Origin of the sequence: Lutispora sp., from assembly GCF_041687175.1 — a bacterium.
Lineage (GTDB): Bacteria > Bacillota > Clostridia > Lutisporales > Lutisporaceae > Lutispora.
Window position 1 is genome coordinate 1 of sequence record NZ_JAWLCK010000008.1, and the last position, 16,448, is coordinate 16,448.

The 16,448-nt window shown below is 37.6% G+C and carries 13 protein-coding genes; all 13 read right to left on the minus strand.

All coding sequences use genetic code 11. The features are described 5' to 3' along the window. Window positions 1–27: 27 nt before the first annotated feature. The 13 genes from ACESM9_RS02630 to hisIE all read right to left on the minus strand — a co-directional run bounded on the left by ACESM9_RS02630 (window position 28) and on the right by hisIE (window position 16,441). A complete protein-coding gene (locus ACESM9_RS02630; protein WP_372995004.1) occupies window positions 28–501 on the minus strand; it encodes a (2Fe-2S)-binding protein in 474 nt (157 codons plus the stop codon). Between the two features lies 1 nt (window position 502). Beyond that, the gene (locus ACESM9_RS02635; protein ID WP_372995006.1) at window positions 503–1,390 is read right to left on the minus strand and encodes an FAD binding domain-containing protein; all 888 of its coding nucleotides are present in this window, start codon (window positions 1,388–1,390) and stop codon (window positions 503–505) included. Next, entirely contained in the window at window positions 1,387–3,672 is a 2,286-nt protein-coding gene (locus ACESM9_RS02640) for a xanthine dehydrogenase family protein molybdopterin-binding subunit (RefSeq protein WP_372995008.1), read from the minus strand. Before ACESM9_RS02640 ends, ACESM9_RS02635 begins: the two co-directional genes overlap by 4 nt. 28 nt (window positions 3,673–3,700) lie before the next feature. Next, a complete protein-coding gene (locus tag ACESM9_RS02645; RefSeq protein ID WP_372995010.1) occupies window positions 3,701–4,570 on the minus strand; it encodes a UPF0280 family protein in 870 nt (289 codons plus the stop codon). 89 nt (window positions 4,571–4,659) lie between these two features. Further along, window positions 4,660–5,703: a TAXI family TRAP transporter solute-binding subunit gene (locus ACESM9_RS02650; protein WP_372995012.1), complete on the minus strand. Its 1,044-nt coding sequence runs from the start codon at window positions 5,701–5,703 to the stop codon at window positions 4,660–4,662. A 107-nt stretch (window positions 5,704–5,810) separates the two neighbouring features. Beyond that, window positions 5,811–7,733, minus strand: a complete 1,923-nt coding sequence (locus tag ACESM9_RS02655) for a TRAP transporter permease (RefSeq protein WP_372995014.1) — start codon at window positions 7,731–7,733, stop codon at window positions 5,811–5,813. 31 nt (window positions 7,734–7,764) lie between these two features. Beyond that, window positions 7,765–9,282 (minus strand): 4Fe-4S binding protein, encoded by a 1,518-nt coding sequence (locus ACESM9_RS02660; RefSeq protein ID WP_372995016.1) that lies wholly within the window; start codon window positions 9,280–9,282, stop codon window positions 7,765–7,767. A gap of 18 nt (window positions 9,283–9,300) precedes the next feature. After that, entirely contained in the window at window positions 9,301–10,551 is a 1,251-nt protein-coding gene (locus tag ACESM9_RS02665) for a methylaspartate ammonia-lyase (RefSeq protein WP_372995018.1), read from the minus strand. Between the two features lie 61 nt (window positions 10,552–10,612). Beyond that, window positions 10,613–11,959, minus strand: coding sequence for an amidohydrolase (locus tag ACESM9_RS02670; RefSeq protein ID WP_372995020.1), 1,347 nt, complete (start codon window positions 11,957–11,959; stop codon window positions 10,613–10,615). Window positions 11,960–11,999: 40 nt separating this feature from the next. Further along, window positions 12,000–12,860, minus strand: a complete 861-nt coding sequence (locus tag ACESM9_RS02675; protein ID WP_372995022.1) for a fumarate hydratase — start codon at window positions 12,858–12,860, stop codon at window positions 12,000–12,002. Window positions 12,861–12,873: 13 nt separating this feature from the next. Next, the gene (locus ACESM9_RS02680; RefSeq protein ID WP_372995024.1) at window positions 12,874–13,380 is read right to left on the minus strand and encodes a fumarate hydratase C-terminal domain-containing protein; all 507 of its coding nucleotides are present in this window, start codon (window positions 13,378–13,380) and stop codon (window positions 12,874–12,876) included. A gap of 336 nt (window positions 13,381–13,716) precedes the next feature. Beyond that, entirely contained in the window at window positions 13,717–15,657 is a 1,941-nt protein-coding gene (locus tag ACESM9_RS02685) for a sigma 54-interacting transcriptional regulator (RefSeq protein WP_372995026.1), read from the minus strand. A 160-nt stretch (window positions 15,658–15,817) separates the two neighbouring features. Next, window positions 15,818–16,441 (minus strand): bifunctional phosphoribosyl-AMP cyclohydrolase/phosphoribosyl-ATP diphosphatase HisIE, encoded by a 624-nt coding sequence (gene hisIE, locus ACESM9_RS02690; protein ID WP_372995028.1) that lies wholly within the window; start codon window positions 16,439–16,441, stop codon window positions 15,818–15,820. Window positions 16,442–16,448 lie beyond the last annotated feature (7 nt).

The following is a 16,448-nucleotide window of genomic DNA, read 5'->3' on the forward strand; positions in this document are numbered from 1 at the left end:
ATGAAAGAATTCATTATATTTAGTTCGTTAGTTTTTCTTCTGTAGTTTAGCTGATGCTAATTTAACAGCTTCAATGAATTGTACATAACCAGTACATCTGCATAAATGTCCAGAAAGTTCTTGCTTAATCTCTTCTTCACTTGGCATTATATCCATATCCAATAGGGCTTTTGCTGACAGAACTACACCAGGAGTGCAAAAACCGCATTGAATTGCGCCAGCTTCTATAAAAGCTTCCTGTATTGGATGAAGTTCTCCATTATCTGATAATCCCTCTATGGTAACAACTTTTTTGCCCTGTACCTTAGCAGCAGGTACTATGCAGGAGTTTACCGGCTTCCCTTCAAGCAAAACTGTGCAAGCTCCGCATTCACCTTCTTCGCAACCTTTTTTTGTACCTGTAAGCATCAAATTTCTTCTCAGTACATTGGCTAATGTATCCCATGGGTTTATTTCAACTTTAGTCTCTTTACCATTTAAGTTAAAGCTTAAAGTCATCATATTATTGCACCTCCACATCCTGCAGTATATTTGTTACTGCAATATCAAGTGCTTTATTCACCAGGTCTTCTACTAATGCCTTTCTGTATTTGCTGGAACCTCTCAGTAAACTATCCCTTGGATTTGCTTCCTGTGATGCAAGTTTTGCAGCAGCTTTTGCTATATCTGATTCATTTATATCTTTACCTACCAGGTATTCTTCAGCGCTCTTAGGTCTGAAAGGAGTCTTCGCCACAGGCGCTATAGCAATTCTGGCATCTTTGATTTTACCATTTTCCACTTCCAACTTTACTGCTGCATTAGCCATAGGTAAAGCCAATGCTTCTCTAGCAGCAAATCTAGTCAATGCAGTACCATATTTTCTTTCAGGTTTTGTTACTATAATCCTTAAAAGAATCTCTTTTGTGCTATCTATCTTACTCTTGCCTACACCTTCATGAAGTTCTTCCAGCAATACTTCTTTTATACCATCCTGTGTCAATATTTCACATCTGGCTCCTAAAGCTATAAGAGGAATTACTGAGTCAGCAGCAGGCTGAGCGCTTACAATATTTCCTCCTACAGTTCCAATATTTCTTATCTGGGGAGAACCCACATATCTGCAACCATCTGATAAAGAAGAAAAGTTTTCCTGTATGTCTTTATTAGCGGCAATTTCTGCATGGGTTACGGCGGCTCCTATGATCAGCTTATCTCCTGTAAATGTAATATGTCTCAAATCATCTATCTCTGTTACATCTATGAGAGCCTTAGCTTGAACTTTTCCTTCCTTTAGCCAAAGCATCAGGTCTGTGCCCCCAGCAATTATTTTTGCTTCCCCGGAATATTGGCGGAGATAACCAATTGCTTCCTGTGTGGTCTTTGGTATTAAATAGTTCTCAACCTTCATTGCTTATCCCCCTTTTCATTGATAGCCCAGAATACATTTTCAGGCATTATAGGTAGATCCTTTATTCTTACTCCTACTGCATCTTCAATGGCATTTGCTATTGCAGGACCAGTTGGTATGAGTGTTGGCTCACCGATACCTTTGGCACCAAAAGGTCCTATTGGATCATTAGTTTCTACTATTACGCTTTCAATTTTAGGCATATCCTTTATTGTCATTAATATATAGTTCTTAAGACCATTTGTAAGAGGTTTGCCATTGTCGAACACCATATTCTCATATAATGTCCAACCTATACCTTGTGCAACACCGCCATTAATTTGGCCTTCTACGCCATTCTTATTTATAACTTTTCCCACATCATGGGCTGCAACTACTCTAAGAACCTTTACTTGTCCTGTTACTGTATCTACTTCTACTTCTACACCGTGTGCTCCATATGTGTAAGCGCTGGAATAATCTCCGTAGAAGTTGGCGTCTGTACCCTCAGTCGGTGGATCATATGTTATATAGGCAGTAAAGGGTATGGCTTCTCTTGTTCTTATTCCTAAGTTACATAACTCTTTCAGAGTTATACTAATGGTTTCATCTTCTGTAAATACTATGTTGCCATTCTTTATAATCAACTTGTCTTCTGGTTTATCTAACTTCTTGGAAGCAAACTCAATTACCTGTTTTCTTACTTTTTGTGCAGCTAGATATACTGCTTTTCCTCCGACAGTTGTTACTCTGCTTGAGTAAGTACCTAGTCCAAATGGACTTACATCGGTATCGAGAGGCATAACAGTTATATCTGATATATTTACTCCCAAAACTTCTGCAGCTATTTGAGCAAATACTGTTCTTGAACCCTGCCCCAGATCTGCTTCACCAGAAAAGACAAATACTTTTCCATCCTCATGTATACGTATCATTGCAGAAGAGCCGTCAAATTTGTCTCCTCCTCTGTTTCCCGAAACGTGAGTCATGCAGGCTACACCAATACCACGCTTTATTCGTCCATTTTGATCTTCTTTTGGCAATCTGTTTTCCTGAATATATTTATGTGCTTTATCAATACATTCTTTAAGACCACAGCTTTTTATTTTCCATCCATGTAGAGTCAAATCTCCCTGCTGTACTGCATTCTTCAGCTTAACTTCTACAGGATCAAGACCTACTTTTCTGCAGCAAGTATCTATAAAGGATTCCAAAGCGAAGTGCATTTGACTATTTCCATAACCTCTAAAACCACTTGTGGGTATAAGATTTGTATATACCAAGTAAGAATCTGTTTTTGTAGATTTAAATCTATACAAGCAATCTGTTCTCATTGACAGATTGAGCAATATTTTGGGAGCAGCCCAACTGTAGGCGCCATTATCAGCAATTACTGTAGCTTGCTTTGCTACAAGAGTACCATCCTTCATCATACCTAATTTTAACTTTATTCTAGGTGCTACTCTTGGTCTGGTAGTAAGCATTTCTTCTTCTCTTGTCAATACATACTTAACGGGTGCATTAGCCTTTTTAGCTAGTACTGCTACTATTGGGTGAAAATTTCTAATCCATATTTTTGCTCCAAAACCACCACCAACAAAGGGTGATTTCACTGTAATCATTGTTGGATCAATTCCTAGTGCTTTGGCTATCTCATTTCTTCCTTGGAATACAGATTGAAGACCAGTCCAAATTGTAAGCCTTCCATTTTCTTCCCATTTAGCTATAGCACCAAAAGGTTCCATATAACATCCAGATGCTCTGTGAGTACTAAACTCATCCTCAAACACATAATCACATTTAGCAAAGTCTTCCTCTACATTACCTCTTGAAAGGTGATATTCTTTTGCAATGTTATTTTTTACATTTTCATGAACCAAAGGTGCTCCAGGCTGCATTGCTTTTTCCGGGTCATCCACAACTGGCAATAGTTCATATTCAACTTTTATCAATTTTATAGCTTCTTCTGCGATTTCTTCAGTATCTGCTGCTACAGCTGCAACTTCATCTCCTACATATCTGACTTTATCTGTGGCTAGCATAGTTACATCAGTAATTTCCAAACCAAATCTGTTATTGGGACAATCCTTGGCGGTTAATACTGCTTTAACTCCCGGAAGTGCCTCAGCTGCTGATACATCTATGCTCAATATCCTGGCATGGGGATGTGGAGAACGTAAAATCTTAGCGTAGAGCATACCAGGCAAAGTCATATCGTCCAAATATTTAGCTTTTCCTGTTACTTTTTCCTTAGCATCTATAAATTCTTGTTTACATCCTATATATGAACAATCATTTTTCATGCATATACCTCCGTATATATAGTTTTGTTTAGTATATTGCACTGATAGTGAAATCTGTTGGTTCCTCGGGATAAACAGCCATATAATTTTTGAGAAATATTACAGCACCTAGTATCATTTTTTTATCATACAGTGCTTTTGCTCTCTTCAAACCATTCCTGACTGCAGTTTCCATATTACACTTTTCCATATCTCCTATGTGCTTGGTGACCAATTGACCTCTTATGTCTGTTGAATAATCCAATTCTTCTGCTAAACATCTTATTATGGAAGGGTCCTGGCAGTCTGTAGCATTTGCTATTGATGTAGCTGCAGCGTCTGCATAGCTCCCTGAAGCCGCCAACACTGTCACCGAGGAAGCAACTCCTTTTGTTAAACTCCTGCCTCCAAAACCACTGGTGCAGGCTCCTTTTATTCCACTATTTGCGTTAATTTTGATGACATGCGTTGGTCTGCTATTGGATAGATCACTTATTACCCCAATCCTCATGTGCTCTTCTGTATCTGGTATCTGATATGATATGTCCCCTCCATTATTGACTAACGCGTAATCTGCTCCTGCTTCAAATACCTTTGCTTTAACCATATCTGCAAAAGTCCCAGCTACCGAAGCCATTGGTGTAAAGTCTGGTTCTTCTAAAAGCTCTACAGATTCAATCATTTTTTTTAGAACTAATGGATATTCATGTCTATTGTCAAATGCTATGTCTTTAATATATTTCTTTGCTACATATAATTGGCTTGAAAGCTTATCTAGTAATTCTATTGCTTCATATGCTCCTGCTATAGCAGCATGAGTATATGGCTGGCCTTTAAGTCTTGCCTCAATAACCATGGTTATGGGTCCATGATCTACCAATACTTTTCCTTCTTTTATTACATTAAACTTGTTTTCCAAGACAAATCCAGATCCCTTCCAAATAGATTGAAATTAAGGGGCCTAAACCATCAGGTCAGGTAATAGAGCCCCAAATTTTATTATTCTTATTATAAAACTCCTTTTTCTTTGTAGTACTTCTCTGCACCTGGATGTAATGGCACAGGAGCAACTTCTGTCATCTTCTCAAGAGTAAGATCTCCCAATGATGCATGTATACCCTTGAAGTAGTCCATGTTTTCATCAATAGCTTTTACAATAGCATAAGCTTCTCCATCTGTAAGGTCAGTGCTTGCAAACAAAACAACTGTTGCAGCTACTGTTGGTACATCTTCATTAAGGAAGCTGTATTTCTCTTTAGAAATAGTTGTTTTATAAGTACCAAGCTCCGCATTTACCTTCTCAATAGCTTCATCTGTCATTGGAAGAAGATTGAGCTTTAAGTTTGTTGAAGCGTCAACTATGTGGCTGGAAGGAACCTGAATTACATTACTGTATGCTTCAAGTTTTCCATCTCTCATCAAGTCAATTGAATTACCCATTGACATGAAATCAACTGCTCCGCCCCATGATTTTAAATCTTCGTAGGTTATACCATTAGCTTCAAGACATTTCTTACCTACTATTTCCATGAAAGAATCTGCTGTATTAAAGTTTACTTTTAAGGGATATTTTTTGTTCTTCAAATCTTCAAAGCTTGTTATTCCAGTATCAGCTTTTATCAGGAAGTGTTCTGCTGCTTCTCCGTATAATACTGTAAGAGCTCTCAGATTTTCCATCTTTCTGTTAAAAGGAGCCTGTCCTTCTGAAGCCATCTTTATAAGACCAGTATGAGCTATACCTAATTGAACTTTTCCAGCTGAAACCAATGCAAGATTGGCAGCTTCTTGTCCAACTTCATAGGCAGTGTTGGAACCAGCATAGCTTCTTCTTATAACTTCTCCTACGCCTTCGCCGATAGCAGCCCAAGCTCCACCGATAGAGCCACCAACAATAGTAACATTTAGCTTGTCAGGTTCCTTAAACTCACCGCTTTGCTGTGAACCTTCGTTTGGTGCTTTCTCTTGACCTCCTCCTGAGCATGCAGTGATCAGGCTCATTACCATGATAATGGCAATAATCAAACTTGTGACTTTTGTGAATCTGTTTTTCATAAGATACCCCTTTCATAAATTGATTTTAATGCATAGTAAACATGCATTTCATTAAAGGCTTCAATGATTTTAAATGTTTTTTATTGAAGCCTTTATATAATAACAGCTTAACTAGCTAAACTGCTATTTTTTGATTTGGCTTTTACAGTTTGCATAACGAATATTACAGCAAATACACCTAGACCAATATAGTCAGTAATGGATTCTGGGTACATCATCATCAAACCAGCTATGAATAAAAGTACCCTTCCAACCATGCCCACCTTATTCTTAAGCCAACCTTCCATTCCTGCGCTTATAGATATAACTCCAAGAATGCTTGTAGCCATTACCCATACTGTGTCAAGTCCGAAGTTATTTACATCAAGCAATAGCGCTGGCTGGAATACAAACATGAATGGTACTATGAAGGATACTATACCCATCCAACAGGCATACCAGCCTATCTTAGATGCATTGGCTTCCGCTATACCAGCTGCTGCATATGCTGCAACTGCAACTGGTGGTGTGATAGCTGATAATGTTGAGAAGTAAACTACAAACAAATGTGCAGCCATTGGAGTTATTCCAAGTTCATATAATGAAGGTACTGCCAATGATACTGTAAGGGCATATGCTGCTGCAACAGGCATACCCATTCCCAGTATTGTGCATAATATTGCAGTTATCAACAATGCACCAAGTATGCTTCCTCCACCTATGCTTAGAACAAGGCTGGCAATCTTACCACCTAAGCCAGTTATCATCAATCCATTGATTACTATACCGGCAATAGCACAGGATAAAGATACTATAACTGCTTGAAGAGCTCCATCTTCCAAAGATTTTAGTATACTTTGCAAGGACATTCTTGTTTCTTTTCTGAAATAGCTGGCAGCAACTACTGTTATTATTCCAGCAACAGCTGCCAATGATGGAGTATAACCTTTCATAAGCATTGCTACTAAAACTACTAGAGGAAGGATAAATGGAAATCCTTCTTTTAATGTTTTTCCTACTGGGGGTAGTTCCTTTGGATCAACTCCTGTTAATCCCAATTTCTTTGCTCTGAAATGTACCATCATACCAAGTGCCAGATAATACAGTATACCAGGCAGCGCAGCGGCAACCGCTATTTCAAGATAAGGAATTCCTGCCATTTCAACCATTAAGAATGCCGCTGTTCCCATTATTGGAGGCAGTATTCCACCACCTGTTGAAGCAACAGCTGATACAGCACCAGCAAATAATGGATCATATCCAATCTTTTTCATCATTGGTATAGTGAAGGAACCAGTAGTAACAACATTAGCTGTGGGGCTTCCATTGATTGTTCCAAATAATGCACTGGCTACTACAGCAACTTTACCAGCACCACCTGTATATCTTCCAGCTACTGCCATTGAGAACTTATAGAAAAAGTCTCCAGCACCTGAGTTTGCAAAGAAAGATCCAAACAATACAAACAGAAATACATAAGTAGATGCAACTACAATAGGTGAAGTAAATATACCATTTGTAGTGAATACCAATTGATCCAGAACATCTATAGGCAATATCTGTCTATGTCCCAAATTTCCAGGAATTAAATGTCCAAACAACGCATATAGAAGAAATATTATACCTATAGATGGTAAAACCATGCCCATTGTTCTTTTTGTGGATTCTATAACAAACAGAACAAGGATTATACCTGCTATAACATCTAGCGTAGTTAATGGATCAACTTGAGGCCATCTAAGCAAATATCTAGGCACCTGAGTTGCGTAATATATGCCGGATAATGCTGCCAATATTGCCAGCACATAATCAAACTTAGGAACCTTGGTCCTGTCGCAGCCTTCATAGGGTGTATAAAGCATATATCCTAGCACTAGAATAAATGTTAAATGTATACAGTAATGAAGCAGTGGCTGAATGCTAGAGAATGTGCTCTGCCAAAGCTGATACAGCGACATTGCTATCGCTATGACACTGATTATTTTTTTATCCCTTCCTGTAAGTTTTCGCTTCTGTCCTTCTTTTTTGATGTTAGCTAAATATTTTAGCATTTACACATACACCTGCCTTCTTATATAGTTGTTATAGCCTAACCATCTGATAACGGTTTTCCTTTAGGACATCTTCCATTTTTCTAACAGCTTTAATGTGACCTCCAATTGCTGCATATTTTTCTTTTATTATGGTGTATTCAATTGGAGCCAACACTGCAGGTGATGCTGTATAATTAAACGGCTTTTCTACCATTTTCTCTACATCTGCCAAGAAGGTTATTCCTCCACCCGGCATAACATATGCTGGAGCGCCTGCTATTGTCAGAACAGCATCTCCTTTATGAACTGCTTGAGTCAATTTTATTGGGTCAACGGTTACTCCTGCTCTTGCACTGCCACCTACTCCTGCATAGTACATTGCAGACACACGACTGTCTTCACAATTGTTAGCTGCCATAGCTACAAACTCTTCTAATTCCTTTGTGAGAGGGATCTGCACCGGCTTACCTTCTTCACTCACTTCAAATAATGCTACTTTTCTCCATGTGGTTTCCGCTACCAATATTTTCATTCCAGGCTTTGCATAATTCATGTCAATGGATTTGATAGCTTCAATTGGTTCTTTGATATTTGTTCCGCCCCATCCATCACCATGTTCGAAGAAGTATCTACCCGGGGTTGCTAACCTTCCAACAGGTGTTACACCGCTATAAGGAAGTTGTTCTGCTCCTGCAGGATGTCTTGTAAACAAACCTGTAATATGATGGTCTAATATAATGGCTTCATCAACCAACTTGCCCAGATGTTTTGCAAATAGTCCGCAGCACGCACCGCCGCATCCCACTCTCATCTTGTCATCTTTTTCTCCATTGATTATGGGTGCCTCTCCCACTTGAATTTCCAAGGAAACACCATTATCAATTTTTAAATCTACTTTTTCCTTATTTCCTAATTGGGTCATCGTCTTAACAACTAACATTCCATCAGGACCTTTAACCCTGTTTACTCCACCGATGATGAGAATGTGTGATCCATATTGTTCAGTTGTTAGTATACCAACAACCTTTCCATCTCTTCTTACAAGAGCTCCTTCATCGCCTATATGGCAGTTTGTATCAATCTTCACCATCATGGAGCTATAGGATACGGGAGCTTCAGTAACTACAGTAACAACATCATAATCATTGATGTTTTCCTGAACAATGTAGGGAGCCGGATGGTAATCCGGATAGCTGGCTCCGGCTCCCACTGCTGTTACAAGAGGTTTGCTGATAGCTATTTTTTCCGTATCTACAGGTGTCTTTTCAGGTATTTGCAAGGGTCTGCTTCTAACCAATTCCCCATTGTCATTTATGAATCTTTTGCAAGCACCAAATAAACCATTGGGGATTTCACATTTAACACCACATTTTGTGCAAAGAAGCACTTCTTTTTGTGGCTTAGTTTCTGTTAGAGCATCGAATTTGCATAGCTTTATGCATGTTTTACAGTTTACGCATTCATCGCTGACCTGAGCTTTTTTGTCAATGACCTTGATTGCCTCAATAGGACAGTTTTTCTCGCATATTTTACAACCTTTGCATTTATCTAAATCTACCTGTATCATTTACCAATCTCCTCTTAGTTAAATTAAGCCTTCTTTCTTCGCTTTAAGAAGTGCAAGCAATCTTTGCTGTTCGTTGTTTACTATCATAACGCCTTCGTCAACACCCATTCCTGGCTTACCTGCCATTGCGAAAGGCTGAGTTGCAACTGCCAAGTTAACACAAACTAGTGCAGATTTGTCTGTCTCGTTGCAAGTACCACCTTGGTATGCCAATACTCCATTCTTTTTGCAATATAAAACTGCGTCAACTATGTTGTTAATTCCGCCAAGGTCGATAGTCTTTACCTGTATCATATCCGCACCCTTTGCGTCTACCCATTGTACGATTTCTTCATAGGTATTTGCGTACTCGTCTATTATCAATTTCAACTTTGAACCAGCTTCGTCCAATTTTCTTCGGAGATACTTCATTCCTTTTAACTGCTCATCATTGGATTTTAAGTCTATAGGCATTTCTATAAATACTTCATATGGTGCGCATGCTTTTTCTACTTCTATCAAATAATCTACAACCTTGTCCAAATCATTGTTAAATGCCTTGCCTATACATCCATATACATCGTATCTCATTACAGGCTTGTAGTTTGGATCGCCAATGTCTTGAATTCTGTTTTTAACCCATTTTACCCATTCTAAGAATATCTCACCGTTTTTGCCTAGCTTTTCTTCTACATTATTTATTAATCCGTGAGGCATCATGCCAACCTGCTTTAAGATCATCTTGTCAACATTTGTGTATCTCTCGTCACCTGATTGTGCATTGATTCTTACAGGTTTTAATTCCAACTCAAGTCCGTATTCGTTAGCTATAACTTCAGCCATTGTTAAATGCTGTTCTTTAGCTACTGTTTCCAATATTGCCTGAGTTACACCATATCTGATTGGTGCAGGTAATCTAACGCCGTTGAACAGTTTTCTGTCAAATTCTTCAGCAGTTTTTTTGAATTCTTTAATGTCTTTTCCTTCAAAATATGGAACTACTTCTTTATTGATGATATCTATTAATTTTTGAGCTGTGTTTGGCACTTCTCTTCCGCCACTTGCAGCATATTGAGCAACAGCACAATCTCCATATGCTATGTCACCATTTTCTAATACAAACATAACTGATACTGCTTGTCCAGGCTGTCTTACTGTTTTGAAACCAGGGGTCTTAGGTTCGCCTCTGTAAATAAAACCGTCTGATTTGGCTCCTTCTTTGATAGCTTCTTTGTCATCCATGTAGAAGCCGGTTAAACCTTCTGAGCATATTACTTTTTTTACTAACATGTTGTCTTCCTCCTCTTATTTTGGTTAGTTTATTAGTTGGATATATTTTTTATTATTTTAATTAGTTAATCCTCTTGCCATCTTTGGCAACCAATTTGCCATCTATATAGATTCTTTCAACCTTCGATACTTGTGGATAAGCAGTTACTAATATGTCAGCTGTATATCCTTTAGCCAGTAAACCTAAGTTCGGAGCGATTCTCGGCAATGCCTTTGTTACATTCGTTGTTCCCTGAGCTACTGCCTTAGGCAAGCTTACAAGATTTCTTTCAACACCATGCTCTATAGCTTCAAGCATTGAGTTAAAGCTTCCAGCTGCAAAGTCAGTTGAAATAATATCTATCAGGTCTTCTTCATAGAATGCAAATAGATTTTCTGGTGTTGCAACCAATCTCTTAGCTCCAAATGGATCATGTACTGCTGCGTCAATGATTACACCTGGGAACTGTTTTAGGAACTTGGTGTTTTCAATAGCTTCCTCTTTAGTGAATAAATAGTTTGAGTGACATGCTATGAAGTTCTTAACTCCCATCTTTGCTACTTCATGAACTATCTTCATTGATGTAGGAGCATTATGGCACATTAATGGTACATCCAAGTCTTTAGCTAGTTTTGCTGCTTCCATATATCCATCTAAAGCAACTTTTACTGAAGCAAGTGTAGTACGGTAAACTATATCTCTAGTCTGTTCAGGGGTCAGGAAGCTGTCCAGGTTGTGTTCTTTCAATGCTTTAGCTACTCTATCCCTGTCATAATATGATTCTTCTATATATCTTCCCAATACAGAAAGCTTCATAGCTCTTGCCTGGAGGTAATCTATATCTCTTCCTGTCTCATTTTTAACTGCTCTTGGTATATAAAGATAGTCCTGTCCTCCACCGCCTAATGTATGGCCTCCGCCAACTTCACCTATACATACAGCACCATCTTCCAGCATTTTTTCAACTGTCATTTTCTTGTGCTTTTCAGTCAATCCCTTACCATCGCAAAGCATTCCAGCTTGAAGATTTATTGGAGCATGAGTAGTAGCTGTTTTGATTCTGATTGGATGATGCTTCTGTGTTTCTTCCACTTCATCCATAGTTACAAATCCATCAACATTCATAACTGTTGTATGTCCCTGAAGCAGGTTTCTATCTAACAGCTCAAGAATTCTTTCCTTCCCGTAGTTTTCTGCTCCACTTGCAAATATAGGTCCAAATGTAACTCCATGTTGATGGTGGTTTATCATGCCTGGAAGTATTGCCTTCCCTGTACAGTCAATTACTTCTTCAGCATTCTGTTCTGCAGAAGGATCAAGTTTTTCTGTAACTTCCAATATTTTGTTGCCTTCTACTATTACATGACCTTTTTCTAATAATGTTTTGCCATCACCGGTAACAACTGTACCATTTTTGAATACTATCATTTGTATTGCCTCCTGTTATGATTTGTTATATTTAATATAATTAGCCCTCAAATACTACTGTTGCTCTTCTTGGGTCAAAGCAGCAACCTACTCTCAAAGAAACTACCCTAACACCGCTGGCTCTCTGAGGACCAACTTTTATAAATGTAGCTAATACTGAAGTTCTGCCGCCAAGTCCTAAAGCTCCATAACCTTCTTTATTTACAGCTTCAGTAATTTTCTTCTCCATGTCTGATTGAACCAGGAAGTTTCCGTTTTTCATAGCTTCTAGAGCAAGAGATGAGGCTTCAACATTGGTACGACCTATACCAAAGCCAAGAATACAAGGCTGGCAACCTAATTTCTCCACTCCATCCTTTGCCCATGCTATCATTTCTTCTAGTACAGTATCTACAGAGTGCTTGTGGAATACCCTCTGTGTCTTTCCTCTTATCTCTGGTCCACCGCCCAACATAAGAACGGTTAATTGTATCTTTTTCCCTGGAATATGTCTTATCTGAATAGGAGCCATGGCCAAATCTCCAGGGTCACTAGATAAGCCAGCAGACTGACTAATTCGTTGTTTATCATCACCTAATACAGCCATTGGTCTTCCAGGCAGTTGTCTTAGGCCTTTGGCTACTCCTTCTTCCACAGCTGCAAAGAAGCCTGCAGGCAATTCGCATTCGTCACCGATTTCCAAGAATACATGGGGTATTCCTGTATCGTCGCATAGTGGAAACAATTTGTTTTCAGCTATGTTTGCATTTTCCAATATATTATTTAGAACCCATTTTGCATGGGGATTATCTTCATTTTTAACTGCTCTTTCATAAGCTTCTATTTGATCTGGTCTAAACGTGGTGCTAGCCTTAACCAAGGTTTCCGCTGTTTTATTTACAACTTCATCGTATTTAATCATCTACTATCCCCCCCTACTTATCAAAAATTGATTTGCCATGTGCTATTGCTATTATTATGGGGAATTTTACTACACGAAGCATATGAAAAGCTTCCATCCCTTCTTCCGGAAAAGCTGCAATCTTTTTTTCCACTACAGTGGAGGTTAGCAAAGCAGTAACCGGTGGTGTAACAGCAAATACTGAATTATATTCTTTCAAAGCTTCTACTGTTTCTTTTGTCAATCTGCCCTTACCAATGTGAATCTTTACACCAGCTTTTGATAGAGCAGGTATGGAACTCTCGATATCCAGCTTGTTGCTTGAAGTAGGTCCTATTCCTGCTACACTTACAGCGGTGTGTAATATAGCAGTACCATTTAAATCAATACCTAGTTCATCTAATTTGTTGCTTTCAATTAGCTTTACAACTCTAGGTAAAGCAGCGTCTCTGCCCGTATATATAACTCCTGTAATTTCAAGAGTGTCATATGGCTTTAGCTCTTTGATTAGTGCATTGGAAATTGGTGTTGAAACTTGCACTATCTTTTACCCCTTTCATTGGCAGTTTACTCCTTGTTCATTTTTTTAACGTTCACTTTCATTTTTTGAACATCTGCCATTTGTTATTTAAATCAGTCTAGTTTAACAAAGCTGCTGTATATGCCGGCTTTTATTTATGTTGTCTTTATTAATGAAGTACTTCTGGCTATATATATTGCATAATCCGTGCCAAAGTAATAAAATTTAAAATGAAATACAATAATTCATTCTACATTATTCTACAATTTACATCATTATTCGACATTCAAAGTGTAAAATAAAACCGTGGAAAGGTTACCGCTTCCTATCCCACGGTTTCTTATCAACATAAATCAATTAAAAGCTATTGATTTTATCTATTTCCTTTAGTTTTGTCCATAGGCTCGTTCTACTTATACCTAGTTTTCTTGCCAATGTAACCTTATCATCAGAATATTTTTTGGCTAAGACATCTATAATTTCCAACTCCATATCCTTTAGGGTTCCTATATTAATACTGATTTTATCTTCAGTATCATTAACAGTCTGCATATCAGAATTAATCAAATCAAAATAGAGTTCTTCCAACAGTTTAAAATAGTCCTTAGTATCCTGAGAAAGTATAATAAATTTCTCTACAAAGTTTTCCAATTCTCTCACATTTCCATGCCATTGGTAGTTTTGAAGCTTTCTCATGAATATACTTGGTAGTTCTATACTTCTGTTGCCCAAATGTCTTTTGATAAAATGATTTATCAAAACAGGTATATCTTCCTTTCTATTTCTTAAAGAAGGAATCTGGAGATTTAATACATTGAGTCTGTGATACAAATCTTCTCTAAACTGGCCTTGTCTAATCCTATCAGGGAGATTTGCGTTGGTGGCAGCAATAATTCTAACATCTACAGGTATAGGCTTGTTCCCGCCGACTCGTATAATAACTCTTTCCTGAATAACTCTGAGAAGCTGGGCCTGAGCAGCTAATGTTATTTCAGATATTTCATCCAAAAATACAGTACCTCCTTGTGCCAATTCAAAGATACCGACTTTTCCACCCTTTTTGGCTCCTGTAAAGGCTCCTTCCTCATATCCGAACAGTTCGCTTTCTAAGAGGCTCTGAGGTAAAGCGGCACAATTTACAGCTACGAAGGGCCCATCTCTCCTTGGACTCTCATTATGTATTCCGTTAGCGATAACCTCTTTACCTGTACCGCTTTCTCCCGAAATCAGAATATTAGCATCAGTTTTACTATAACTTTTGGCCTTATTTATCAGATTAACAACTACTTCCGAGTTTCCAATATAGTCATCAAAAGTGTATCTAGCCTTTAATCCGGATTTATTTGCATAACTCCTTGCATTATTTGCTTCTAGTTCTTTGGTGCTCAATACATCATCGCCATAGGTAGCATATTGTATTTTAATAGCATAGCCTAGTATTTCTCCCCCACTCTGTAATGCAATCTCTTTTACAGACAAATCACTACCTTTACAATATGAAATATAATTTTTCTTTTCAGTTAGTAAAGGTTTGAAAAGTGGTATATCCTTGAAAGCTTCATCAACTTTCCTTCCAATAAAAAGGCTTGGATTTATTTTTAGATAAGTACATATATTATCACTCATATATTTAATTTCCCTGTTGTCATCTAAAAAAATCAACCCTAGAATTTCTTCTTGTGTTAGCACATCAAAAAATCTATTTACTTTTCTTAATTTATATACTACATCAATCATATTTTCCGCCTGAATAAAGGCATTGTAAATAGCTTCGCTTTGAGAGTTTACCATTATAGTCTTCATATCATAACTTTTACCTATCTCTATTGTATAAGCACCTATGCCAACAACAACTTCCATTCCATTATAATAGGCTTTTGATACCTTTTCCCTTAATTCAGATACATTTTCAAAATAATATATTTCAAAATCCTCTTTGCTGATATTAAGCACTTCTCTTATGAAATCAAGATCATTATATCTTAAGTCTCTGTCAAAAAGATACAAGGCTATCTTCCTGCCCAGCTTCTTTGCCTCATTAAGAGCTTTTATAATATCAAAGTTTGTGATTTCAATGTTTACCACTGGCGTCTTTACAGCTTTGTCTATCATTGCACCGGTTGCTCCACGGCTTATTATTATGTCAAATCCTCTTGCCTCGTACTCCTTAGCAACTTCAACGGCCCTATCCAAGACACAATTTGCTACTTCTACATGGTAGCCTTTCTTAATAGTAAATTCACGAGCAATTTTCTCAAGTTCAGGATAGGTAGAATATATAACTGCAATCTTATACATAGTATTAACTCCCTACATCCGTATTTGATAGTGTTTTACATATTCTTTATAACCTCCCAAAAATCCTTCTTTATTGTTAATGTTTTATCATAAACACTAGTTACCAAGTTATTTTTTGTTAATATTATATAAATTATGTTGTATTAGTTATATTATCCAATTATTTTCTTCTTTGGCTTAGCTCATCTTTTATGTCTTTTATAGAAATATTCTCATTGACCATCAGCACCAATAGATGATATACAAGATCGCTTATTTCGTATACTAATTCTTCCTTGTTCTTATTTTTCGCTCCTATTATAACTTCGCTGGTTTCTTCCCCAACCTTTTTTAGTATCTTGTCCAAACCTTTATCAAATAAGTAATTGGTATAAGAGCCTTCCTTGGGATTCCTCTTCCTTTCTCTCAAAAGACTATACAGTTCTTTCAGTACATCTGTTTCTTCATTTTCTGCAGGTATTACTTCATTAAAAAAACAAGAAATTTCACCTGTGTGGCAAGCAGCTCCAGTTTGCTCTACCACCAAAAGAATGCTGTCTTTATCACAGTCATAGTAGAAGCCTTGAAGTTTTTGTGTGTTACCTGACGTTGCTCCTTTTATCCACAGTTCTTTCCTACTCCTGCTATAGTAGCATACTTGCTTCTCCTCTAATGTTTTTCGAATGGATTCTTTGTTCATATATGCAAGCATCAGCACCTTTTTAGTGTTTACATCCTGCACTATTGCAGGCACCAGACCTCTATCATCAAATTTTATCTCTTCTATTATTTTATCTATATTCATTTTATCC